Annotated in this window: 19 protein-coding genes and 1 riboswitch; of the genes, 2 read left to right on the forward strand and 17 right to left on the reverse strand. The window is 51.2% G+C overall.

What is annotated here, in order from left to right:
- Window positions 1–101: 101 nt before the first annotated feature.
- The 12 genes from ACX1C1_RS05725 to spoIIR form a co-directional block, all read right to left on the reverse strand.
- Window positions 102–1,064 carry an ABC transporter ATP-binding protein gene (locus tag ACX1C1_RS05725; RefSeq protein ID WP_458956171.1) on the reverse strand — a complete coding sequence of 321 codons (963 nt, stop codon included), beginning with the start codon at window positions 1,062–1,064 and terminating at the stop codon, window positions 102–104.
- Window positions 1,061–2,062 carry an ABC transporter ATP-binding protein gene (locus tag ACX1C1_RS05730; RefSeq protein ID WP_458956172.1) on the reverse strand — a complete coding sequence of 334 codons (1,002 nt, stop codon included), beginning with the start codon at window positions 2,060–2,062 and terminating at the stop codon, window positions 1,061–1,063. Before ACX1C1_RS05730 ends, ACX1C1_RS05725 begins: the two co-directional genes overlap by 4 nt.
- Window positions 2,063–2,091: 29 nt before the next feature.
- Complete coding sequence (locus tag ACX1C1_RS05735) at window positions 2,092–3,048, reverse strand: ABC transporter permease (RefSeq protein ID WP_458956173.1); 957 nt, start codon at window positions 3,046–3,048, stop codon at window positions 2,092–2,094.
- Between the two features lie 3 nt (window positions 3,049–3,051).
- A complete protein-coding gene (locus ACX1C1_RS05740; RefSeq protein WP_458956174.1) occupies window positions 3,052–3,984 on the reverse strand; it encodes an ABC transporter permease in 933 nt (310 codons plus the stop codon).
- A gap of 116 nt (window positions 3,985–4,100) precedes the next feature.
- Window positions 4,101–5,783 carry a peptide ABC transporter substrate-binding protein gene (locus ACX1C1_RS05745; protein WP_458956175.1) on the reverse strand — a complete coding sequence of 561 codons (1,683 nt, stop codon included), beginning with the start codon at window positions 5,781–5,783 and terminating at the stop codon, window positions 4,101–4,103.
- Between the two features lie 720 nt (window positions 5,784–6,503).
- Window positions 6,504–7,751: a serine hydroxymethyltransferase gene (locus tag ACX1C1_RS05750; protein WP_458956176.1), complete on the reverse strand. Its 1,248-nt coding sequence runs from the start codon at window positions 7,749–7,751 to the stop codon at window positions 6,504–6,506.
- A 30-nt stretch (window positions 7,752–7,781) separates the two neighbouring features.
- Entirely contained in the window at window positions 7,782–8,390 is a 609-nt protein-coding gene (locus ACX1C1_RS05755) for a TIGR01440 family protein (RefSeq protein WP_458957601.1), read from the reverse strand.
- 27 nt (window positions 8,391–8,417) lie between these two features.
- Window positions 8,418–8,876: a ribose 5-phosphate isomerase B gene (gene rpiB, locus ACX1C1_RS05760; RefSeq protein WP_458956177.1), complete on the reverse strand. Its 459-nt coding sequence runs from the start codon at window positions 8,874–8,876 to the stop codon at window positions 8,418–8,420.
- A gap of 260 nt (window positions 8,877–9,136) precedes the next feature.
- A riboswitch (ZMP/ZTP riboswitch) is annotated at window positions 9,137–9,217 on the reverse strand.
- Between the two features lie 73 nt (window positions 9,218–9,290).
- A complete protein-coding gene (locus tag ACX1C1_RS05765; RefSeq protein ID WP_458956178.1) occupies window positions 9,291–9,881 on the reverse strand; it encodes a low molecular weight protein arginine phosphatase in 591 nt (196 codons plus the stop codon).
- A gap of 78 nt (window positions 9,882–9,959) precedes the next feature.
- Complete coding sequence (locus tag ACX1C1_RS05770; protein ID WP_458956179.1) at window positions 9,960–10,520, reverse strand: manganese efflux pump MntP; 561 nt, start codon at window positions 10,518–10,520, stop codon at window positions 9,960–9,962.
- 154 nt (window positions 10,521–10,674) lie between these two features.
- Window positions 10,675–11,739, reverse strand: a complete 1,065-nt coding sequence (locus tag ACX1C1_RS05775) for an L-threonylcarbamoyladenylate synthase (RefSeq protein ID WP_458956180.1) — start codon at window positions 11,737–11,739, stop codon at window positions 10,675–10,677.
- A gap of 196 nt (window positions 11,740–11,935) precedes the next feature.
- Complete coding sequence (spoIIR, locus tag ACX1C1_RS05780; RefSeq protein WP_458956181.1) at window positions 11,936–12,673, reverse strand: stage II sporulation protein R; 738 nt, start codon at window positions 12,671–12,673, stop codon at window positions 11,936–11,938.
- A gap of 138 nt (window positions 12,674–12,811) precedes the next feature.
- On the opposite strand from spoIIR, the gene sigJ reads away from it, so the two are divergent.
- Together sigJ and ACX1C1_RS05790 are read left to right on the forward strand one after the other, a co-directional pair.
- Complete coding sequence (gene sigJ / locus ACX1C1_RS05785) at window positions 12,812–13,768, forward strand: RNA polymerase sigma factor SigJ (protein WP_458956182.1); 957 nt, start codon at window positions 12,812–12,814, stop codon at window positions 13,766–13,768.
- A gap of 53 nt (window positions 13,769–13,821) precedes the next feature.
- Window positions 13,822–14,262, forward strand: coding sequence for a carboxymuconolactone decarboxylase family protein (locus ACX1C1_RS05790; protein WP_458956183.1), 441 nt, complete (start codon window positions 13,822–13,824; stop codon window positions 14,260–14,262).
- 194 nt (window positions 14,263–14,456) lie between these two features.
- Here the strand turns inward: ACX1C1_RS05790 and prmC are convergent, their stop codons facing one another.
- The 5 genes from prmC to ACX1C1_RS05815 form a co-directional block, all read right to left on the reverse strand.
- Window positions 14,457–15,389 carry a peptide chain release factor N(5)-glutamine methyltransferase gene (gene prmC, locus ACX1C1_RS05795; RefSeq protein ID WP_458956184.1) on the reverse strand — a complete coding sequence of 311 codons (933 nt, stop codon included), beginning with the start codon at window positions 15,387–15,389 and terminating at the stop codon, window positions 14,457–14,459.
- A gap of 116 nt (window positions 15,390–15,505) precedes the next feature.
- Window positions 15,506–16,582: a peptide chain release factor 1 gene (gene prfA / locus ACX1C1_RS05800; RefSeq protein WP_458957602.1), complete on the reverse strand. Its 1,077-nt coding sequence runs from the start codon at window positions 16,580–16,582 to the stop codon at window positions 15,506–15,508.
- A 553-nt stretch (window positions 16,583–17,135) separates the two neighbouring features.
- Window positions 17,136–18,236, reverse strand: coding sequence for a redox-regulated ATPase YchF (gene ychF / locus ACX1C1_RS05805; protein WP_458956185.1), 1,101 nt, complete (start codon window positions 18,234–18,236; stop codon window positions 17,136–17,138).
- A 140-nt stretch (window positions 18,237–18,376) separates the two neighbouring features.
- On the reverse strand, window positions 18,377–21,457 hold the full coding sequence (locus tag ACX1C1_RS05810) for an FG-GAP repeat domain-containing protein (protein ID WP_458956186.1): 3,081 nt from the start codon (window positions 21,455–21,457) through the stop codon (window positions 18,377–18,379).
- Between the two features lie 47 nt (window positions 21,458–21,504).
- On the reverse strand, window positions 21,505–22,674 hold the full coding sequence (locus ACX1C1_RS05815; RefSeq protein ID WP_458956187.1) for an MBOAT family O-acyltransferase: 1,170 nt from the start codon (window positions 22,672–22,674) through the stop codon (window positions 21,505–21,507).
- Window positions 22,675–22,721 lie beyond the last annotated feature (47 nt).

Below are 22,721 nucleotides of genomic sequence, written 5' to 3' on the forward strand. Positions count from 1 at the left end.
TAACCGCAGTTAGTCACTTGCATCAAACATCACAAAGCCCTTCTATCGAACTCAGTTCGCCTAGAAGGGCTTTGTGTGTTGCATATTTAGATGACGATAGTCTAAGCGTAATGGCACGATGCCAAATGACCTTTGCTTACTTCCACCAGCTTCGGCTCATCCGTCTTGCACTTATCCGTTGCGAGCGGGCAACGGGTATGGAACTGGCAGCCCTTTGGCGGATTGATCGGGCTCGGCAGATCGCCCTTAAGCACGATACGTTCGCGAGTTGCTTCAACCTGCGGATCCGGAATCGGAATCGCAGACAGAAGCGCCCTTGTATACGGATGACGCGGGTTGTCGTACAGCTCGCTCGACTCTGCGAGCTCCACGATTTTGCCCAAGTACATAACCGCTACACGGTCAGAAATATGCTTAACCATGGACAAGTCATGCGCGATGAACAGGTAAGTCAGACCCATCTTACGCTGCAAGTCCTGCATCAGGTTGACGACTTGCGCTTGGATGGATACGTCCAGAGCGGAGATCGGCTCATCGGCAATGATAAATTTCGGATCCACAGCCAGGGCGCGCGCGATGCCGATCCGTTGACGTTGACCGCCGGAGAATTCATGCGGATAACGCGTGGCATGTTCCGGGTTCAAGTTAACGAGATCAAGCAGGTCCTCGACCTTACGCTTGCGCTCAGCTTTACTACCAGCGAGTTTATGAATGTCCAGCGCCTCGCCGATGATATCGGTAACGGTCATCCGCGGGTTTAAAGATGCATAAGGATCCTGGAAGATCATCTGCATGTTGCGGCGAAGACCTTTAAGCTCCGCTCCGCGCATCTTATAAATATCTTTACCGTCAAAGTTTACGCCGCCGTTTGTTGGCTCGTATAGACGCAGAATGGTACGCCCGGCAGTGGACTTGCCACAGCCTGACTCACCTACAACGCCAACCGTCTCGCCTCGTGCAATCGAGAACGAAACATCGTTGACAGCCTTCAATATGTTACCCTGCCCAAGATTAAAGAACTTCTGCAGGTTGTTTACTTCTACTAATGGAGTGTTCTTGCTCATACCGGTACCTCCCGGTTAGCGTACTCATGCAGCATCCAGCAAGCAGCTGCGTGTGACTCGCTGCCTTTAATCGCATGCAGGTTAGGATCGTTATCGACGCACACCTTCATCGCTTCATCACAGCGTGCGCAGAAGCTGCAGCCTGCTGGCGGCTTAATCAGATCTGGTGGCGTGCCCGGAATCGGGATAAGCGGCTCGTCCTTCTTCTGATCGAGACGCGGTAAGGAACGCAGCAGTCCTCTCGTGTACGGATGCTGTGGATTCTGGAAGATCTCCCACTTTGTCCCCGTCTCAACAATACGTCCTGCATACATAACGATTACACGATCACAGACATCGGCAACGACGCCGAGGTCATGGGTAATAAGAATAATAGAAGTTCCCATCTTCTGTTGCAGATCCTTCATCACTCGCATGATTTGAGCTTGAATCGTAACATCCAGCGCCGTTGTCGGCTCATCCGCGATAAGAAGCTTCGGATTGCACGCAAGCGCGATTGCGATCATCACGCGCTGACGCATGCCCCCTGAGAATTGATGCGGATATTGTTTGATCCGTTGCTCAGGATTCGGAATGCCTACCAGATGCAGCATCTCGATTGCCCGTGCCATCGCTTCCGACTTGCTTACGTTTTGATGTTTGATCAGACCTTCCGTGATCTGAGCGCCGACTGTAAGCGTAGGGTTGAGCGATGTCATGGGATCTTGAAAGATCATTCCGATCTTATCGCCGCGCACTGTCTGCATTTCCTTCTCCGAAAGAGAGAGCAGCTCCTGTCCATCAAACTTGACCGAACCGTTCTTGATACGGCTTGGCGGAGATGGATTCAATCTCATAATAGACTGCGCGGTAACCGATTTGCCTGAGCCGGATTCGCCTACGATCGCCACGGATTCGCCTTCCTTGACATCGAAACTGATGTCGCGGATCGCTTGTACTTCTCCTCCGTATACGTCGAAGGAAACGCTAAGATTTTTCACTTCCAGCAAGGTCTTCATGAACAATGACCTCCTCTCGGCTAGATTGTTTATTTTTTGAGCTTCGGATCGAATGCGTCACGCAGACCATCCCCGAAGACGTTAAATGCAAAGATCGTTACACTGAGGAAAATAGCCGGGAAGAACAGCCGCCACGGGTAGTTGAAAATACCGCCAACTCCGTCATCAATCATCGTTCCCCATGAAGCGGCAGGCGATTGAACGCCTAGACCGAGGAAGCTAAGGAACGCTTCTGTAAATATCGCGCTAGGAATCGTCAACGTCAATGTAACTAGAATGGGACCCATCGCATTAGGTACCAGATGACGGAAAATAATACGCATCGCGCCAGCGCCAAGAGACTTGGATGCAAGCGCATATTCTTGATTCTTAAGCTGCATAATCTGTCCGCGTACGATCCAGGCCATGTTGATCCAGCCTGTAATGGACATCGCGACGATGATCGTCGTAATACTTGGCTCCATGACAACCAAGAGCAGAATCACGACAAGCAGATAAGGAATCGAGTACAGAATTTCTGCAAAACGGTTCATGACCTCATCGACTTTGCCGCCATAGTAGCCCATGATGCCTCCGTAGATGACACCAATAATAAGGTCAATCAATGCCGCTACGACACCGACGAACAAAGAGATCTGCGCGCCCTTCCAGACACGCACGAACATATCACGTCCAAGATCGTCTGTACCGAACCAATGTGCGCCTCCTGGCGGCTTGTTCGTATTCGTTAATTCATTCGTAAAGTGGTCATATGGCCACACCCATGGCACAAATATGGCACAGAGCACAAACACTGCGATAATCCAGAAGCCAAGCATAGCCAGCTTGTTGCTCGTAAGCCGCATCCGGATATCCTGCCAAGCCGTCAGTGTGGCACGGCCGACTTCATCGACGCGAACCTCATCGCGGCGCAGCTTCTGGAACATATCGGGAGTAAGCGTGTCCGAGCGTTCCTTGCCCAGCGGTTTCGGATTGGAATTAGACATCGATTATTTCCCCACCTTTCCGCCGGCGCGCATACGCGGATCCACAAGCACATAAGCAACATCCGACAAGAAGCGGCACACCATTAATATAACGGCGTAGAAAATCGTAATGCCCATAATAAGCGGATAATCCCGATCTATGACACTAGAAACAAAGTGCTTGCCAATGCCTGGGATCGCGAAAATTTTCTCGACAACAACAGAACCTGTAATGATGCCAGCAGCCAGAACACCCAAATAAGTGACAACTGGAAGCATAGAGTTCCGAAGCGCGTGCTTCGCGACGATGACATAACCGGCAAGCCCTTTGGATTTGGCGGTTTTAATAAAATCAGCGTTCAGTACTTCGATCATGGTCGATCTAAGAAGTCGTGCTATAAAAGCGATCGGGCCGGATGCCAGCGCGATCGTAGGCAATACATAGTCCATTGGGCCATTCAAGCCCGCAACTTCAAACCAGCCTAACTTCGTGGCCAAAAAATATTGCATAACGGGAGCGAGCACGATACTCGGTATCGCCAGACCAATTACTGCAATGATCATTGCTAAATTATCGATAAACTTCCGATGGTACATCGCCGCGAGTATGCCCAAAATACAGCCTACAATCACGGAGGTGATGATAGCGGAAATACCCAGTCTAAGCGAAGGACCAAATGATTGTGCAATCATTTTATCCACGGACTGGAATTTTTTCTTCATGGAGATCCCCATATCACCTTGAAGAAGGTTTTTCAAATACGTTCCGTATTGCACGTACAGGGGCTTATCTAAACCGTAATACGCTTCCAAGTTTTTCTGAACGGCTTCGCTAGTAGCCTTCTCGGATTGCAGCGGGCTGCCCGGTATTGCGTTCATCAGCATGAATGTTGCCGTTACCAAGATAAACAGGGAGAGAATCATAAATAAGAACTTGCCTGAAATGTAGCGGAGCATACGATCACCCACTCTCTCACAATCTTTATTTGCATTTCAAAAGGGTATATATAGAGAGACTATATATACCCTTTTGGACAGTTACTCTAAGCAGTCTTGTTTAGGTTAGGCGATCCTTATTTCTTGCTGCCGAACACCCAGTCGATATGACCTGCATAGTCGGATACTACGTTCTCGATGCCTGGCTTGACCATCGTTACCGTTGTGTAGTAGTAAGCCGGCAATACAGCCATGTCGTCTTGAATTGCGATTTTCTCAGCTTCAGCCAGCATTTCCACTGTTTTCTCAGGGGATTCTGCTACAAGCGAACCGTCAAGCAACTCTTGCACTTTAGGGTTGTTGTAACGGCCGTCGTTGTTACCGGATTTCGGATGAATCAGGTCATACGTGAAGTTGATTGGATGGTTGATGTCAGCGCCCCAGCCGGAACGTGCGATGTCGAATTGGCCAGCTTTACGAGTTTCAAGGAATGTTCCCCACTCTTGGTTAGCCAGTTTCACTTCTACGCCGAGCGATTTGCGCCACATGTCAACAACTGCTTCAGCCAATTTCTTGTGGCCTTCGCTTGTGTTGTACAGCAATGTTACTTCTGGAAGTGCAGTCATTCCTTCTTCAGCAAGACCTTCAGCCAGAAGTTTCTTAGCTTCTTCTACGTTCTCTGTGAAGTAGTTATCTGGATACACTTCGCGGAACATCTTGCCTTGGACACCGGCGATGCTTGGCGGCACCAAACCGTATGCCGGTTGTTGGTTCGCTTGTGCAACATTGTCGATCAGGGATTGACGGTCAATCGCCATCGAGAAAGCTTTACGAACTTTCACGTTCGAGAAAGGAGCTTTCTCTGTATTAAACAGATAGTAGTAAGTCGAAGCAACAGATGTTACTTCTGCTTTCTTCTCTTCGATCAGCTGTTTCGTCATGTCCGTAGGTACGGAACCTGCTTGCGCGCCGATCCAGTCGATTTTGTCTGTTTCGAACAATTGGTAAACCGTGTTCTCGTCTTCAACCAGAGAAATCGTTACTGTGTCGAAGTTAACAGCGTCTTTGTTGTAGTAGTCAGGGTTTTTCGTAAGAACCAGCTTGTCCGCATGAGCCCACTCTTTCAGAGTGAAAGGACCGTTGGATACGATTGTTTTTGCTTCTGCAGCCCATGCTTCGTTGCCTTCTACAGTCGCCTGATGAACGGGCAGGTACGTGTAGTGCGCAAGCAAGCTAGGGAAGTAAGGAGCTGGTGTGTACAGTTTAACTTCCAACGTGTAGTCGTCAGTTGCCTTAACGCCTACATCATCAGCGGAAGCTTCGCCTGCATTGAATTTCTCACCATTCTCAAGGTAGAACAACATGTATGCATACTCGGAAGCTGTTTCAGGGTTCAAGCTGCGTTTCCAAGCATATTCGAAATCGTGAGCAGTAACAGGGTCGCCATTGCTCCACTTCACATCGTCGCGAAGTTTAATTGTGTATGTCTTGCCGTCTTCAGATGCAGTCAGTTCTTTTGCAATCGCGTTCTCAGGCTCACCTTTTGTGTTCAGGCGAGTAAGACCTTCGTACAGACCTGCAGCTACGATGCTGGACTGAGCGTCTGTCATCAATGCGGGATCCAAGCTCGGCGGTTCGCTTGCAAGAGTGAATCGGAATTCTTGTGGAGTGCTTGGTGTTTCTTCTCCACCGTTGTTCGCACCGTTGTTGGCTGGATCAGCATTCTTGTTGTTATTGCTTGTACAAGCGGTTAACAACATGCTGAATGCAACAACGAGGACTAGCATGAATTGGGCTGGCTTTTTGAAACTCCCTTTCACATACATCAACTCCTAATTTTATATATAATTTTTTAAAACCGTGTTGAAGAGTTGCAAAAGATGAATTTTAATGAAGTGTCATAATTTCTCACATGAAAAATTATTTATTCGACGTTAAACAATATACAACTTAAAATTAATAATTGTCAACAGATAACTACCCGTAAAACTTTCCAGCGACACATTTACTATTTCCTTGAGACTCGAAAATTATGAGCCCTGCCGCTATTCTTAAAATTTCCCAAAGCTTTAACACGACAACGCACATTTGCACTAATGCGTTTAATATTTACTGTATTTATGTGCTAATACGCTATTGTAATACCATTTTAATGCGTCATTACTTGCACTTTCATGCACGAACTTTCGCGAAGAACCTCATATCATGGCACAAATTCATATAAAATTTGTAAGTATCATACGGAGTGACCCTATCATTTTGAAACTTTATACCACATAAAATGATCGAAATAATCGTAATTTTGATCAAGATCTCCTAAATCAACGATACATAAAAGTTATTTTTTTACTTTTTACAATAATGAATATTATAATTATATAATGTTGTTTTTATCATCAATTTAGTTGTTTGTAACAGCCGAAAATGATTGGCATATAATCACTTGTTCCTTTCATTGATCTGTCACACATCATTTTCCAAAAAACAAAAAAAGCACCGCTGTAGCATTGTGCCACAGCGGTGCTTTTCGTATGCAGATATTAGTATGTCATGTTCGGATAAAGAGGGTATTGAGCCGTCAGGTTGCGCACCTTGACACGAGCTTGCTCCAAAGTCGCGCTATCCTCGGGATTGTTAAGCACAAGTGCAATCACTTCGGCGATCACTTTCATCGCTTCTTCGTTCATGCCGCGTGCTGTTGCAGCCGGAGTACCAATTCGAATGCCGCTTGTAACAAATGGGCTTGTAGGGTCGAATGGAATGGCATTTTTGTTAACCGTGATGCCTACTTCGTCAAGCACATGCTCAGCCGCTTTGCCTGTGATGTTAAGGCTGCGCGTATCGATCAGCATAAGATGATTGTCTGTGCCGCCAGAGACGATGTTGATCCCTCTGGAAAGCAGCTCTTCGGACAATACTTTTGCGTTTTTCACAACGTTTTGTGCATATTGTTTGAATTCTGGCTGCAGAGCTTCACCAAGTGCAACTGCTTTAGCTGCAATGATGTGCATCAGAGGGCCGCCTTGAGAGCCAGGGAATACAGCTTTATCAATAGCAGCTGCCCATGCCTTACGGCAAAGAATCATGCCGCCGCGAGGACCGCGTAATGTCTTATGCGTTGTTGTTGTCACAAAGTGTGCATGCGGTACCGGGCTCGGGTGTAGACCAGCCGCGACCAATCCTGCGATATGTGCCATGTCGACAAAGAAGAGTGCGCCAACTTCATTGGCGATTTGACCCAGCTTCTCGAAGTCGATAGTACGCGGATATGCGCTTGCGCCAGCTACCAGCATACGTGGACGGTGCTTGAACGCCAGCTTGCGAACTTCTTCATAATCGATTGTGAAGGAATCCTCTTGAACGCCGTAAGCTACAAAGTTATAAAGCAAGCCAGATGCGTTAACCGGGCTACCGTGCGTCAGGTGTCCGCCATGAGCCAGGTTCATGCCAAGCACAGTGTCTCCAGGCTGAAGGGCTGCCAGATATACGGCCATGTTCGCTTGTGCGCCGGAATGCGGTTGTACGTTAGCGTGATCTGCGCCAAACAGTTCCTTCGCGCGTTCGCGAGCCAAATCTTCTACGATATCGACATGCTCACATCCACCGTAGTAGCGTTTGCTAGGGTAACCTTCTGCGTATTTGTTCGTCAGAACGGAGCCCATTGCTTCCAGCACAGCTTCACTAACGATGTTTTCGGATGCGATCAGCTCAATATTGTCGCGTTGACGTTGCAGCTCAAGGCCAAGCGCCTTTAGTACTTCCGGATCTTGTTTACGTAGATTTTCCATAACGATAATTCCTCCCAAATGTAATAATGATTATTCGCAATGATGCATAGATTGTTCGGCAGGCAGGGTCTTAAGCGGTTCATATACCGCTCTTGCGCCCCCGATAAGTTTAGGTCTTGTGATCGCCATCGTGACATGCGCTTCACCGATCGAACGGATCGAAGGTCGAACGGGTACAGCTACCCGCTTCAGATGCATGCCGATAAAGGTATCTCCAATGTCAATACCCGCATGAGCGGCAACCGACTCCACTAAACAAGGATGCTCCAATTGGTCATACGCATACGCTGCCATGGAACCTCCAGCCTTTGGCACTGGAACGGCATGGACGAGCTCCAATCCGTACCGCGCAGCCGCCTCTTCTTCGATCACGAGCGCCCGGTTCAAATGCTCACAGCACTGGAACACCGGGATAAAGGCGATTTCCCTTCTAACGGCTTCGACGCCGGCATAGATGGCGGCTGCCGTCTCCAGCGCTCCTGCTGTACCGATACGCTCACCGATTACTTCGCTGGTGCTAGCGCCGATAATAAGCAGTTGGCCTTCGCGAAGGCGTCCGGCAGCAGCCAGCTCCCGAACAATGGTCTCGACGGAGACTGACCATGAAGACGAATCGTTGTTCCGATCAACTGTGGTCATCATACACCGCCTTCCAGCCCCCGCCAATTAAGCGCGCGCGTTGTATTTTTTCTCGATTTCAAGCACTTTGTTCACGCGGCCGACATGTCGCTCGCCCTCCGAGAACGGGGTAGAAAGCCACACCTTTACGATCTCTTCAGCTACTCCAGGTCCAATTACGCGTTCACCCATCGCCAGCACGTTCGTGTCGTTGTGTTCGCGAGTCGCCTTGGCCGAGAATAGATCATGAACAAGCGCGCAGCGAATGCCAGCCACCTTGTTAGCAGCAATCGACATCCCGATGCCTGTGCCGCAGATCAAGATACCGCGATCCGCTTCGCCTGCAGCAACTTTCTCACAGACAGGCAATGCATAGTCCGGGTAATCGACCGATTGATTGCAGTCGCATCCTACATCTTCGATTTCATGTCCAAGCGACTCCAAGAACGGCACGATTACATCTTTCAGACGGTAGCCTGCGTGATCGGCTCCAATAACAATCTTCAATGCCAACACCTCTTCTTCAGAATTTCCTTGCCCGGTTACTTGCACGTAGCAAATCACCCTATGGTGCTAGTATACCTCTCCAGCGGAAAAACCTCTATCGGCCAAGCGTAACAACCTGGCAAAGGGCCAAGATCACACACATTGCCGAACTTGCAAAGGCGAAGAAATACAAGACAATTCAGCGTTTCTCGAACTTCGACACAACGTTATCACCTTGAAAAAAAACAAAAAAAGAGCAGACATGCTACGTTCAGCATGATGCTCTTTGCCCAGGCGACCGGCCGTATATTCCGATGCTCCACCGTGGTTACCCACTTCCGTCGCCAGTTACATCGGAAACCATGTTTTGTACCTTCATAATAGCGCAAGAACGATCAGAAAGCAATCCGGTTTTCTCTTCCTTATCGCCTATTTTTAACGCGACATTCCCTTAACTGACAGCTTGTCCAGCAGTTTCCCGATCGCCTCTTCGATCTCTTGGGAGCAGCTCTCATAAACGGACTGCGAGCCGCCAAACGGATCAGCGATATCAAAGCTAGGAATACTCCGCTCCAGATCCAGCAAACGGCGGCGCTCCTCACCGGTCAATTGCTGACCAAGCGCTCCTTTCATCTGCATGTCGCTGTATAGGCTCTCCAGCTCTTCGATATTGCGCAGCACATCCGGATCCGTGTTGGCAAATTCCTTCAGCGTAAACGTCTTGTCCACGGCTTCCGGGTGGACGTGAAGCAGGTCGCTCTTGTGACCCGAGGTCATCGTCAGGATGAGATCGGCCCAATCAACCGCTTCTGCCGTTAGCGCACGGGACGAACCTTGATGTGCGACCTCTCTCCGGCCAAGCACCGCAAGCGCATTGCCCGAGATCGGCAACCCATCAACGGTCGACACGCCAGCGGATCGTACAACAACGGTCATTCTCCTCTTCGCCGCATGGACGCGAAGCAACGCTTCCGCCATGGGAGAACGACAAGTATTGCCGGTGCACACAAACAAGATACGTTTCATATTGGTTTTTCCCCTCTCTATTACGATATTCGTTAAGGCGAAACGGCTACGCCGTCCTTGGGACTTCATGAACAACCTCTATAGGACGAATAGAACGCCGAATACGAGCAGTATCGCCCCGCCAAACGCCTCTCCGTATTCTCCTAGATTGCCGCTTACCTTCCTGCCCAGAAACAAACCCAGCATCGACATGATCCCGCCAGTGAGACCAAACAACATGATGGTCAGCCATAAATCAGCAGAAAACATCCCTAGCGTGATACCTACCGAAAAAGCGTCGATGCTCACGCTGAGCGCCAGAACTAACAACCCCCAGAGAGAACGATGATCAAACGATAACGCTTCTTCTCCCTTAAACGAGTTATAAATCATATGACCACCAAGCAGAATGAGCAGAATCCCCGCCGCGATCGAGGCTACTTGTCCCAATAAACCACTGACGAGCTGACCCGTCAACAATCCTCCGATCGGCATAAGAACATGGAACAAACCGATAACGAAGCCCAGCTTCACAATCTCGCGCAGTCTAATACCCTTAAGTCCTATGCCAAGCCCCAACGAGAAAGCGTCAAACCCCAACGCCGCCGCAATGCAGAGCAGCGTCAGTACTTGTCCTGTATATACATTCGCATCCCACACTACCATCTCCCCCAAGTCCGCCGCGAGTTCTTTAATCAACATATGCGGACAAGGGAGCAATACATACCAAATGATGGATGATCATTCAATTAATCGTTTGTTAAACGTGCAAGATGAAACGGCTGATGCGTCAAGCACATCCGTTTTATCGGACTTAAGGGACGATTATAAGTCGACCTCCAGACGCTTTGGCCATCCGGTTCAGCAAAGCCGCCCCGATCCCCGCTTCGCCTGGTGACTCCGCCCATATACGCTGTATACCGGCCGAATCAAATTGCCGTAACGCCGCATACAACCCCCGTGCCGCTTCTGAGAGTCTTGTTTCGCTGCCCATGCCAATAACTAAATCTGCGTCATAATGAGCAGCACGTTCGTCGAATGCGAGTACGCCTGTCGTAAAGCCGCCCGCGCGGCTATCTTCGATCGCTGATTGAATGACGGCTGAAACCAAAGCACGCTCACCGCTCACAAGCGTTAACTCGCCTTGCGGCGCGTAATGGGTGTACTTCATGCCTGGCGAACGAGGGGCCGAGCCATGAACAAGTTCGTCGTCCGTTACAATGTCCGCATGGGGCAAAGCAGCTTGCAGCGCCTCTGCCGTGATGCCTCCTGGCCTTAGGATACGAATGATCTCTTCTCCCTCGAGCTCCACGACTGTAGACTCCAGCCCGACACCCGTCGCTCCGCCATCCACAATGCCGTCAATACACCCCGCGAGATCCTCCAGCACATGTCCTGCTGTCGTTGGGCTTGGACGCCCGGAACGATTGGCGCTAGGAGCCGCTACCGGACATTCGGCCAAACGGATTAGTTCGAGCGCTACGGGATGATCCGGCATTCGAATGGCGACAGTGGCGAGACCGGCCGTTACCAAAGGCGATAACACACCTTCTCTAGCAGGCAACACCACCGTGAGCGGACCTGGCCAGAAGCGATCCATAAGCTCGTCTACAAGCGGAGAATGCGGCAGTGTCAGCTCACCAAGCTGGTTTCGGTCCGCAATATGCACGATAAGCGGATTATCAGACGGTCTTCCCTTGGCCTCAAAGATCCCGGCCACCGCTTCATTGCTGCGCGCATCCGCACCTAGACCGTATACCGTCTCCGTCGGGAAAGCGACGAGCCCTCCGCTGCGGAGCGTACTCGCGGCCTGCACGAGAGGCGATCCGCCCTCTGCTTCGTTCATGTATTCTACTTCCCATACTTTTGTATCTCGCATCTTATATTCTATCCTCATGGCGACTAATAGTTGTTCTCCCGCTATTATAACATATCGATCCATCTCCGGGACCGGCGTTCGAACACCGGCTTCCATAGCTCCCCCAAACAACGTAAGGCGCCTTGTCCGCGGGGGACAGCAGGCGCCTCTTCTATACATTGCTATCACTTCTTGATCGCCTCAGAACAATGACCACTTAGAACAATGACTTGATCCAGTTGATCAGCTTCTCGATCATTTCCCAGATAAAAAATTTCGCTTTTGGCGCTTCGCCAGAATCCGCCGTTTGCTCAGCAGCAGATCCTGCATCAGCCTCATCTGCACCTGCTTTAAGAGTCGTATCAGCAGCAGCCGAGTCATCGGCTACAGTAGCTTCCGCTGCTGAAGCTTCGCCAGTCGCCGCGTCGACAAAGCATAGTGGCGGGAACAGCACGCACCACCAGTTCTGACCCTTACCTTCGCCGATTGTAATGAGCAGCGCCTCGTATTGACCAGCCGGATACACTTTGTTACCATACATCTTCGTCGGGAAGTCGACGAGACCCAGCTCCGAAGAAGATGTGTATGCGAAACCTCTGCTTGCAAGCACATCGGCTACGATGCCTTGCAGCTCAGGAAGCTTGGACTGAATCGTCAATCGGGCTTCTTCGATACTTTGCTGTCCTGTCGCCCAGCCATTCATCGCTTTGACGACTTCGTCGCGCACGATACGTTTCACAAGCTGATCGGCGGCACTGTCCGAGTTGGCCAAGATACGCAAGCGGATCGCTTCAGTTGGAATGTCTCCCGTTGCGAGGGCGGCATCCATGCGGTGTGATTCCCAGCTCATAATGAGCACAATAATAGCAAATACAATTAAAGCATAAGAATGACGGTATGGAATGCGATAAGGTCGATCGGAATGATGGAAGGAAGTGGTATAATAATGGGACATCACACAAGCTCCTCTCGCGCACCTGCCAGTGCGTCTGCTTGCGTTCCGGAACGTCTCTATCCGTCATTATGTCCGCATGATTGAAACTATAAACCTATCACATTGAAGTTTTTAATAGATAACTAGGAGTTGAATGATTTGCTAGATATCACGATAGTGAACTCGTATCGTCCGTTGCTCACGACGCTCGCTTACCGAATGCTGGGATCGCTGAGCGATGCGGAGGACATTGTGCAGGATACACTTGCCGACTATACGATGTCCACCAACCGCTCCGAAATTACGTATGAAAAGGCTTATCTGGTACGAATGGTTACGAACCGTTGCTTGAATTTGAAGCAATCCGCCCGCAAGCGACGAGAAGTCTACGTTGGGCAGTGGCTCCCCGAACCTGCCGTTCGCGAAATCGGAGCCTTTGACGCTTCGAGCACGTTCAGTCTAAGGGACAACGTCTACGACAACCCCGCCGACTACATAGAGCGGCAAGAAAATATGACCTACGTCATGCTCGTCATGCTGGAGCGGTTGACGGCAGTCGAACGCGCCGTCTTCTTGCTTCGCGAAACGCTCGACTTCGACTATGGGGAGATTGCGGACATCGTTCAGAAATCCGCGGCAAACTGCCGTAAAATTTTTGGTCGGGCCAAAGAAAAGCTCCAAGCATCCGCGACAATGGAACACGAGGGCATAGACAGCACGGCTGAGGGAAATGAAGAACAAGCCTGGGCGTTCGCCAAGGCTTTCATCCAAGCGGCTGAGACCGGCAATTCAACCGCGCTCGTGGATATGCTTGCGCATGACGCCGTATTGGTGTCCGATGGCGGCGGCAAAGCCCATGCAGCCATTAATCCAATCGAGGGCGGCGAGCGTATTGCAGCCTTCTTCACAGGTATTGCGCGTAAAGGAACGTTGGGCGACCGCTTCCTGCAGGTCGACGTCAACGGCCAGCCCGGCATTGTGGTCATCAGGAACGGCGAACCGGCCAAAGTCATGGTGTTTGAGTGGAATGCGGAGAAGCGGATTTCGCAAATTTATATCATTGTAAATCCAGACAAGCTCGAGGGTGTCACAAATCGATACTCTACTTTGTCATAGATAGCAGAAGCCGATGCAAGCGGTCGGCGAAACTATCTAAGGAGTGATTGACAATGGAACCAAGAATGCTACTGAATGAAGTAAACCCGACGGCTTATGCGGCGATGCTCGGACTAGAGAAATTTCTCGCTGGTTCAAGTCTAGATAAAAAGCTGAAGGAGCTCGTCAAAATTCGTGCTTCGCAAATCAACGGCTGCGCCTTCTGCCTCCATATGCACGCGATCGATGCTCGTAAGCTCGGCGAAACGGAAGTTCGCATCTACACGCTGCCTGCTTGGCGCGAAACATCCTATTTCTCCCCGCAGGAACGCGCTGCGCTGGCGCTGACGGAAGCCGTCACGCTCGTATCCGCTAATCATGTACCGGATAATGTGTATGAGGAAGCGGCACGCCACTTTGACCAAACGCAGATCAGCGAGCTATTGATGGCCATCGTGACGATCAATGCATGGAACCGCATCGCGATCACAACGGGTTTGATGCCTCCGGCTTAAGGAACGTTGGACGCGTACGGTTCGTACAACTGCCAGTGTGAAGTGCATGGCCCCGCCGTCCTGTGACGGCGGGGCCATGTTATTAGCTGCGAAAGGCAGGTGGCGGTTGCCATACGGGATCCAACCTCTCTTCGACAGTTTACTTGAGATTATGGCATATACTACAAGCTGCTATCTAATGACAACGAGCCAAGCTACTCATTCGTCCGGGTTGCGATGATATGGCGCTCGATGCCGTTGTAGTCGGTTATGATGGCAATGTCGTTCCATGCCCCGATTGCCTCCATCAGTTCCGCGACGACGCGGGGCTGGTGGATACCAAGCTCGAACGCCACGATGCGCGGCATCGCGGGGAGCAGCCTCAGCTGCTCCAGCATGCGGCGGTACGGGTCCAGCCCGTCCGCCCCGCCTACCAGCGCGAGATGCGGCTCATAGTCGCGCACCTCGCGCTGCAAGCCGTCCATATCCGCCACCGGAATATACGGCGGATTGGACACGAGCACATCGATGCGGCTCCCCTTCGCGATGAAGGGAGCCAGCAGGTCGCCCTGCACGAACGTAACGCGGTCCGCCCCAACATGGCGGACCGCGTTCGCGCGGGCGACCTCAAGCGCGTCCGGAGACAGATCGGACGCGCTGACGCCCCAATCGTGACGCTGCGCAGCCAGCGTCACGGCAATGGCTCCGCTGCCGGTGCCGACGTCTACGACAGTCGGCGCTTGCAGCGGAGCGCCTGGGGCCGCCGGCCATAGCCGTGCGGCGGCCTCAAGCACCCCCTCGACGAGAAGCTCCGTCTCGGGGCGAGGGATCAGGACGGCCGGTGTCACCGCGAACGGGCGGCCGTAGAACCATTCTTCGCCGATCACGTACTGGAGCGGCTCACCTGTTGCGCGGCGGCGCACTAGCGCCTGCCACTCCTCCCCCTTGTCAGCGGGGAGAGCATCGTTCCAGGCAAGCAGCAGCGCCGCGCGGTCCATCCCCAGCACATGCAGGAGCAGACGCTCCGCATGGCTGCGTCCGTCCTCGACCTCGTGTGCCTCAAGCCACGCCCCTGCACGAATGCAAGCCTGCCTAAGCGTCATCGGCAGCTCGTACCACTCCTCATCCGCCTTCATTCCTTGCTCCATTGCCGTCCACTCCTCTACCATCGTCTGTCCTCACAAAATAAAAAGATGAACACCGCGACAGCAACTTGCTCTCAGCGGCGTTCATCCGTTCGTTACTCGCGTCTTATCTTAGGCGATTATATACCCATCGTCTCGCGTTCCAGAAGATCAGCCTGCTCAGCGATCGTCAGGGATGAGATAATTTCGTTCATATCACCATTCATGACCGAATCCAGCTTGTGAAGCGTCAAGTTGATACGATGATCGGTTACGCGGCTTTGCGGGAAATTGTATGTGCGAATCCGTTCGCTTCGGTCGCCCGTACCAACCTTGCTCTTCCGCTCGCCCGCATACTTTGCTTCTTCCTCTTGACGTTTGATGTCAAAGATCCGCGCGCGCAATACTTGCAGCGCCTTGGCTTTGTTATCGTTCTGAGACTTGCCGTCCTGACAAGTCGCCATAATTCCCGTTGGAACGTGAAGCACACGAACCGCGGATTTCGTCGTGTTGACGGACTGTCCGCCTGCGCCACTGGAGCAGAACGTGTCGATACGAATATCTTTGTCGTGAATCTCGATTTCCACATCTTCGACCTCCGGCATGACCGCAACCGTCGATGTCGAGGTATGGATACGCCCGCCGGACTCCGTTACCGGAATACGTTGTACACGATGCGCGCCGCTTTCGTACTTCAGTTTGCTGTATGCGCCCTTACCGTTGATCATGAAGATAACCTCTTTGAACCCGCCGAGGTCATTCTCGCTGAAGTCCATCAGTTCCACGCGCCAACCTTGCGTATCTGCGAACTTGGTGTACATGCGGTAAAGATCGTACGCGAACAAGGCAGCCTCATCTCCGCCGGCAGCGCCGCGAATTTCAACGATAACGTTTTTGTCATCATTAGGATCCTTCGGCAGCAGTACGATACGGATCTTTTCCTCCAGCTCTTCCTTGCGCGGAGCCAGTTCATCGATCTCCATCTTCACCATTTCGCGCATCTCATCATCAAGCTTCTCGCCTAGCATCCCTTTGGCGTCTTCCAATTGATCCGCGACTTGTTTATATTCCGTATAAGTTTCATACGCTTCTTGTAAATCCGACTGCTCCTTGGACAGCTCTCTCAGCCGCTTGGGATCGCTGGATACATCAGGATCACATAACAGCTCGCTCAGCTTCTCATATCGGTCGGCCAGTGCTTGTAAACGGTCAAACACGTTCGTCACCTCGGTTTAATTTCCTTTAGATTATTCATTAGTATACCATATCGTGCCCGCATGATCGATATGTGGTTTACTTTAACATCTCCTCTACCAATCGTGCCCACTGAATTTAATCACAACTTGTCCACAAAACAATACCTTTTATCCACATCAAATAGCTGATTTATCCACAGCGTGTGCACAGAATGTGCACATCTTGTCCACATCACGGCGAGAACCCGCTCCACGACTAGCTTCAGGCGGCATCGCAACCTGTATCGGACAAGCGTATTGTGTGTATTTTAACGTCTAAAAATGATGAAATCATTCACCCTTAAGTCCGAGGCTCCCTATACATATGAACACTCAACGCAAACCAGTTAACATGTGTACAAAGTTCTCCGTCGATCAAAATAAATGATCCACATATAACGGCTGCGCCGTCCTTCGGCGGCGGGGCGCGTATCATTCCGAGAAATGTAGAGCATGCCATCCTATTGCGGTCAAAAAAACGTCCGAAATCCAGCTCAAAGCCAGATTTCGGACGTTTCATCCATCCATATTGGGATTACACGTTGAAGCGGAAATGCATAACATCGCCGTCACGCACAACATACTCTTTGCCCTCAAGACGAAGCTGACCCTTCTCACGAACGGCAGCCATCGAGCCCGCCGCAGCGAGATCATCGTAGGATACGACCTCTGCACGGATAAATCCGCGTTCGAAATCGGTGTGGATAACACCTGCCGCTTGAGGAGCTTTCGTTCCTTGGCGAATCGTCCAAGCGCGTACTTCCTGCACGCCTGCCGTAAAGTAGGTGTACAATCCCAGCAGCTTGTAAGCCGCGCTGATGAGACGGTTCAAGCCGGACTCCGCCATGCCTAGCTCTTCTAGGAACATGGCTTTATCTTCACCTTCAAGCTCTGCGATCTCGGACTCCACCTTTGCGCTGATCGGCACAACTTCTGCACCTTGTTCAGCAGCGAAGCGGCGAACGATTTGAACGAATTCATTGCCATTTGTATCGGCAGCTTCCTCTTCACTCACATTAGTCGCATACAGCACAGGCTTCATCGTGAGCAAGTGAAGGTCACGAACCAGCAGCTTCTCATCGTCCGTCATTTCGAGGCTGCGTGCCGGTTTGTCGTCATAGAGTGCTTCTTTGATACGTTCCAGCACAGCAACTTCCTGCGCAATCTTCTTGTCGCCGGACTTCAGGTTCTTACGGGAGCGCTCGATCTTTTTGTCGACGGAATCGATATCCGCAAGAATCAGCTCCAGATTAATTGTCGTAATGTCGCTGATCGGATCCACTTTACCCGATACATGCGTAATGTTCTCATCCTGGAAGCAACGCACAACGTGAACGATCGCATCAACCTCGCGGATATGAGCAAGAAACTTGTTGCCAAGTCCTTCACCCTTGCTCGCGCCAGCCACTAGACCTGCGATGTCAACGAATTCGAAAGCCGTCGGGACGATACTCTTCGGTACTACAAGCTCGACTAGCTTATCCAGTCTTTCGTCCGGTACTTCTACAACGCCAACGTTAGGGTCGATTGTACAGAACGGATAGTTCGCGGACTCCGCGCCCGCTTGCGTAATCGCATTAAATAGAGTCGACTTGCCGACGTTCGGCAAACCGACGATTCCCGCTTTCAAAGCCATGTATAGACACTCCCTATATTCTGTAAAGTAAGTATTCCGTAATGCAAGCAACTTCAGTCATTATACCCTAGTGGAATGCGCAAGAAAAGAAAAACACTCGACTTCTTACCTATCAGCATTTTCCTCTCTCACTTCCAGCCTCACCGATAAGAATAGGACAAAGTCGCCTTATCGCCGAATCGCGTCAAAGTATAACGATGCTCCTCCGCGCTTTCTTCGAGCTTCCACCCTTCCGAGTGTACCGTGATTCCGTTCGGCGCATAGATCTTCACTTGCTGCATGCCCGGGCCATTCAAGTGAACCTTTACGCTGGAGCCGTCTTGTTGCACATCTGCAGGCACGTTCACACGCTCGATTCGAGCGGACTCCGGATATGCGGTGGCCAGCTCAATTCTAAACTGGCTATCGCCGCCGAAATATAGCGCTTCTTCCTTATACATCTGAATCGGCGCATCTACAACGGGCACATATCCACGATACTTGCTTCCCAGCTCCACCTTATAACCAACCGCCGGAAGATAGGAGGCTACGGTCGTTTGCAGCTGTTCCTCTGGCTCTACGCTCCAATTCATCTCGCGAAGCCCGCGTGTTCCAACCGTTATGCTGAGCGATTGTTTCGTACGGATGCGATTGCTGATCGTATTCCAAGCTCGGCTTATAAGCGGCTCACGAAGCTCCGAATCCGCCTGATACACAGCCATCACGCTGCGGAACAGCTGCTCCTCCGTCATAAAGTTATAATCGTTCTGATCACGGAATTGATCGAGGAACTTCACCTTCTTGGCGTAACCAGCCTCGCTCTCCGGCTTCAGTATGGCATACTCCATATGATAGAAATGCGTAATCGGCATATCCAGCACGGCATACGAGTCATACACTTTGGAGAAGATGGAAAGCTCAGGCGAAGGATTCGCTACGACAAACGGCTTTACCCCTTCCTTATCCGCAAGGAGGAACGGCATCGTCCACAAATATTCTCCGGCAAGCGATGGTTCGTAGGGGTTGGAAGGCGGACGGAAACCGGAGTTCCACCAAATCCCTGCCTTCAGCTGCTCCTCAATCGTTTGTGTCGGATCCAGATTATTGACGCGCCATGTATGCTGATTTGTGCCTGATGGCGTCCAAGGCAATCCATACGCTTCGAACGCTTTGCGGTGCAGCTCAATTTCCTCCGCTTCCCGTTCGGCGCTTTCGTAGCTATGGAAGAATAGATGAGGCTGAATATCGATATGATTGTCTTTGGCATAAGCAAGTGATTGCTCCAGTTCCTCCCGATAGAGGAAGGAGGGATCATCGATTGCTACCGGATAACCAAATATCGATTGGCCGACGATGAGATCGTCGATCCCGTCTCCGCCGACATCACCCATCACCGGAACGGAATTCCTGCCGCCCCACAACCTCTTGTCCCCGAACGGGTTGTAGGTCTGACCCTCCACAAATCCTTTATCGGTTAGCGTGACATGACCATCCGCGCTCGCTTCCGCTTCGTACCTGCGGATGAAGCCGCCATTGCCGCCAACGAGCAATCCCGGCTTCCCGCCCTCAACAGCGATGATTCGCGGAGCTGCATATCGATCGTCTTTGTTATCCGAGCCTTCGCGCAGTACAGCGCCGCTGGTTGCGAACTGCAGTTGTTCTCCCTCCAAGGCGCCTGCATAGAACATCAATTGCCCGTCCCCGCCCCCTACGACCAGATCGGGGATGCCATCTCCGTTTAGATCACCAACATCCGGAGCCGTGTATTCCGCTTCATCCTCGGGCAACATGGCGCTCTCCACCTTGCGGAAACGAGAGTCCCCTATGTTCAGATAGAAGTCCAGACCGCCAGAAGCCTTGCCTACGATCAAATCCGGAGTACCATCTCCATTGAGGTCGCCTGTCGTCGGCGCCGCGAAGCCCTCCTGACGCAGCTCGAGCCCGTTCTCGAGGAGCAATACTTCTCCCTTGCCGAGCATCCATCGATCCGCACCCACGCTGCCCAGATACAATTGGATCGCGCCAGAACCGGAGCCGGCAATCAAATCGAGGACGCCGTCTCCATTCATATCCACCCCTTCGGCATACGCTCTGTAAGGAAGAGTCAGCTCCTCGGATAAACTTTTGTACTCGGGATAAGGCTCCATCTGGAAAGCAGACCCGCTGTCATCCCGGACAATGTTGCCAGACGAATACTGAGAATCTGCCTTCTCGCCTTCAAAGAGGGGCGCGGCTTGGCTGCCTATATTCGGGTAGTAGGCCAGACCTTCCTTCCAAACTCCCCAATCATAAGTCTCACGGACAAGCGAGAAGGACGGGATCTGATCGTATTCCTTCAAGTAATCAATCCACTTCTCCATCCCTTGATCCTTGATCGACGCCACAGCTTCGAAGTGGTTCTGCCAGGCCATCGCCGGACGGCCATTCGTACCAAGCACCTTAGTTACGACATAACCAAGCTTCTCCTTGGAGAGGAACGAAAGAAACTCATTGCGAAGCTGATAGCTGGATGTCGCCATCATGAAATTGAAATACGGCTCATCTTCGCCCGTACGAGGCTCCATATCAAAGCCAGTGATGAATTCGGCATTCGGCATCCATGCGCTGGAGAAGAACACATAGCCTTTGCCATATGGGTTCAATGTATATAACGCCGTGCCATCGCCCAGTGCCGCGAGTGCCTGGGATGTAGACGGAACAACGCCCACACCCAGCTGGAGCTCGTCCAATCTCTTCTTGTTATAGAACTCCGCCATATCCCCATGGAATTGCTTGATCACGCTTTGCAGACCCGCTGTGTCGACATTAGTCTCCGGATAGACGAGCTCACCTTGAAGCTCCTCCAGCTGTACAAAGGATTGCGCTCCGATCAGCTCTTTGGGCAGCACGGTATAAAAGGCATTTTCCGCAAAAACGGTGCCGCCTTGCTCGGTATAGGACTCGAGAAGCTTCGCCAATTTGTCAGCCTCGGTGAATCCCGAAGCTGCAAGGCTCCGATCCGGATAGACGGCATCGTACCGCTTAAGCTCACCCTTCGACACCGGCCATGCAGCCGATTCGATCTCGACATCCACGACCAACGTCTGATTCAAATGCTGAACAATATCATAGTAGGTATCTGTACCGTTCTCATATAGAACCAGAACCTTAAGCGAAGACGCATTCGACTTCCAGCTTACGAAGCTTGATGCAGAAACGATAATAACCAGCAGTACAATGACGGCAAGAATCCTATTCTTCAACAACTTTCCCCTCCAAATTTCAGCATCCTCGCCTCATGTCTGCGCCGTTATCCATTCCACACGCTGAAGCCTCGAAGAATTTTCATCGCAACCTCTGTATTCTCACTGAAAAAGATGGTTCCGAATCCGATAAATATGTTCACCATCACACAACGAGCTACAAATTGTGCTCTGGAAACCTTCCGTTTGTTAACCATGGTTTGTTTGAGCAACGTTTCCAGCGCCAACAATACGCCATGATAGATACCCCACAGAATAAAGAGCGGAGAGATGCCATGCCACAGACCAACGAGAAACATGATGAAGAAAGAAATAAATGCGGCATATATGCGGGACCCCGCTTTTGGGGCAATCATCTGGAAGACATGCTCGCGGAACCAGTCTCCGAGCGTCGCATGCCAATTGCGCCAGAACTGCGTCATCGTGGGAGAGGAAAATGGTTTTTTGAAGTTTTCCGGCACTTGTATACCCATCAGCCGTCCAAAGCCGATCGCAATATCCGAGTAGCCCGAGAAGTCGAAATATAACAATACGTAGAAAACAAATAACACCGCGGCGCTCTGCCATGCATTCAAGTCGCCGGACAACAGCTCTTTGTACACCATCATCAGCAAACTGACAAGCACAAGCTTCTTGAATAAGCCTCTAATAATTCGTTTGACCGACCACTCCAGCAGCTCCCCGTCTAATCTATAATCGGATCGCAGATCGCGCAGAAACTCATGAAACTTCAGCAGCGGTCCCGATGTGAAAGTCGGGATGAACAACAAATAACACGCATATTCCGCTAACGAAGGCCCTGGTTTCTCGGCCACATAATAAGCGTAATAAAACGTATTGATCACTTTCAGAAGCGTATACACGAGTCCCAGCAGCAGGACAGCATCAAACCACGCATGCGTCAACTCGCCCTTGGCATACAATCTCAGAACGAACAGCGCCACGATATTCGCGGCGATCGCTCCTACAAACGCCGGCTTGCGAAGCCAGCCCGCGCTGCCCAGCACGCACCGAAACAGAATGTAGTTCCCGATCACGTAAAGGATCGAGAATACCGCAAGCTTGAGGCTGTATACAGATAGGAATACGACGCTGAACAGCAGAATGAGCGGCATGCGCAGCGGCTTCCGAATACTTGACGAGAATAGCCCTAGCACGGCAAGCAGTGCCGCCATAACAACAAGCGACACGATCGAATAAGCGTTAAGATACCACATTAGAATCCCTCATAAATAAAAGTGCCATTACCCGTGAAGAAGGCGAT

It is taken from the genome of Paenibacillus sp. strain BS8-2, from assembly GCF_054483835.1.

Excerpts from the sequence above, each read along its gene's own strand:
- ACX1C1_RS05725 (WP_458956171.1), bottom strand. The coding sequence starts at position 1,064 with ATGAGCAAGAACACTCCATTAGTAGAAGTAAACAACCTGCAGAAGTTC.
- ACX1C1_RS05730 (WP_458956172.1), bottom strand. The coding sequence starts at position 2,062 with ATGAAGACCTTGCTGGAAGTGAAAAATCTTAGCGTTTCCTTCGACGTA.
- ACX1C1_RS05735 (WP_458956173.1), bottom strand. The coding sequence starts at position 3,048 with ATGTCTAATTCCAATCCGAAACCGCTGGGCAAGGAACGCTCGGACACG.
- ACX1C1_RS05740 (WP_458956174.1), bottom strand. The coding sequence starts at position 3,984 with ATGCTCCGCTACATTTCAGGCAAGTTCTTATTTATGATTCTCTCCCTG.
- ACX1C1_RS05750 (WP_458956176.1), bottom strand. The coding sequence starts at position 7,751 with ATGGAAAATCTACGTAAACAAGATCCGGAAGTACTAAAGGCGCTTGGC.
- ACX1C1_RS05755 (WP_458957601.1), bottom strand. The coding sequence starts at position 8,390 with ATGACCACAGTTGATCGGAACAACGATTCGTCTTCATGGTCAGTCTCC.
- ACX1C1_RS05765 (WP_458956178.1), bottom strand. The coding sequence starts at position 9,881 with ATGAAACGTATCTTGTTTGTGTGCACCGGCAATACTTGTCGTTCTCCC.
- ACX1C1_RS05775 (WP_458956180.1), bottom strand. The coding sequence starts at position 11,739 with ATGCGAGATACAAAAGTATGGGAAGTAGAATACATGAACGAAGCAGAG.
- spoIIR (WP_458956181.1), bottom strand. The coding sequence starts at position 12,673 with ATGTCCCATTATTATACCACTTCCTTCCATCATTCCGATCGACCTTAT.
- ACX1C1_RS05790 (WP_458956183.1), top strand. The coding sequence starts at position 13,822 with ATGGAACCAAGAATGCTACTGAATGAAGTAAACCCGACGGCTTATGCG.
- prmC (WP_458956184.1), bottom strand. The coding sequence starts at position 15,389 with ATGGAGCAAGGAATGAAGGCGGATGAGGAGTGGTACGAGCTGCCGATG.
- ychF (WP_458956185.1), bottom strand. The coding sequence starts at position 18,236 with ATGGCTTTGAAAGCGGGAATCGTCGGTTTGCCGAACGTCGGCAAGTCG.
- ACX1C1_RS05815 (WP_458956187.1), bottom strand. The coding sequence starts at position 22,674 with ATGTGGTATCTTAACGCTTATTCGATCGTGTCGCTTGTTGTTATGGCG.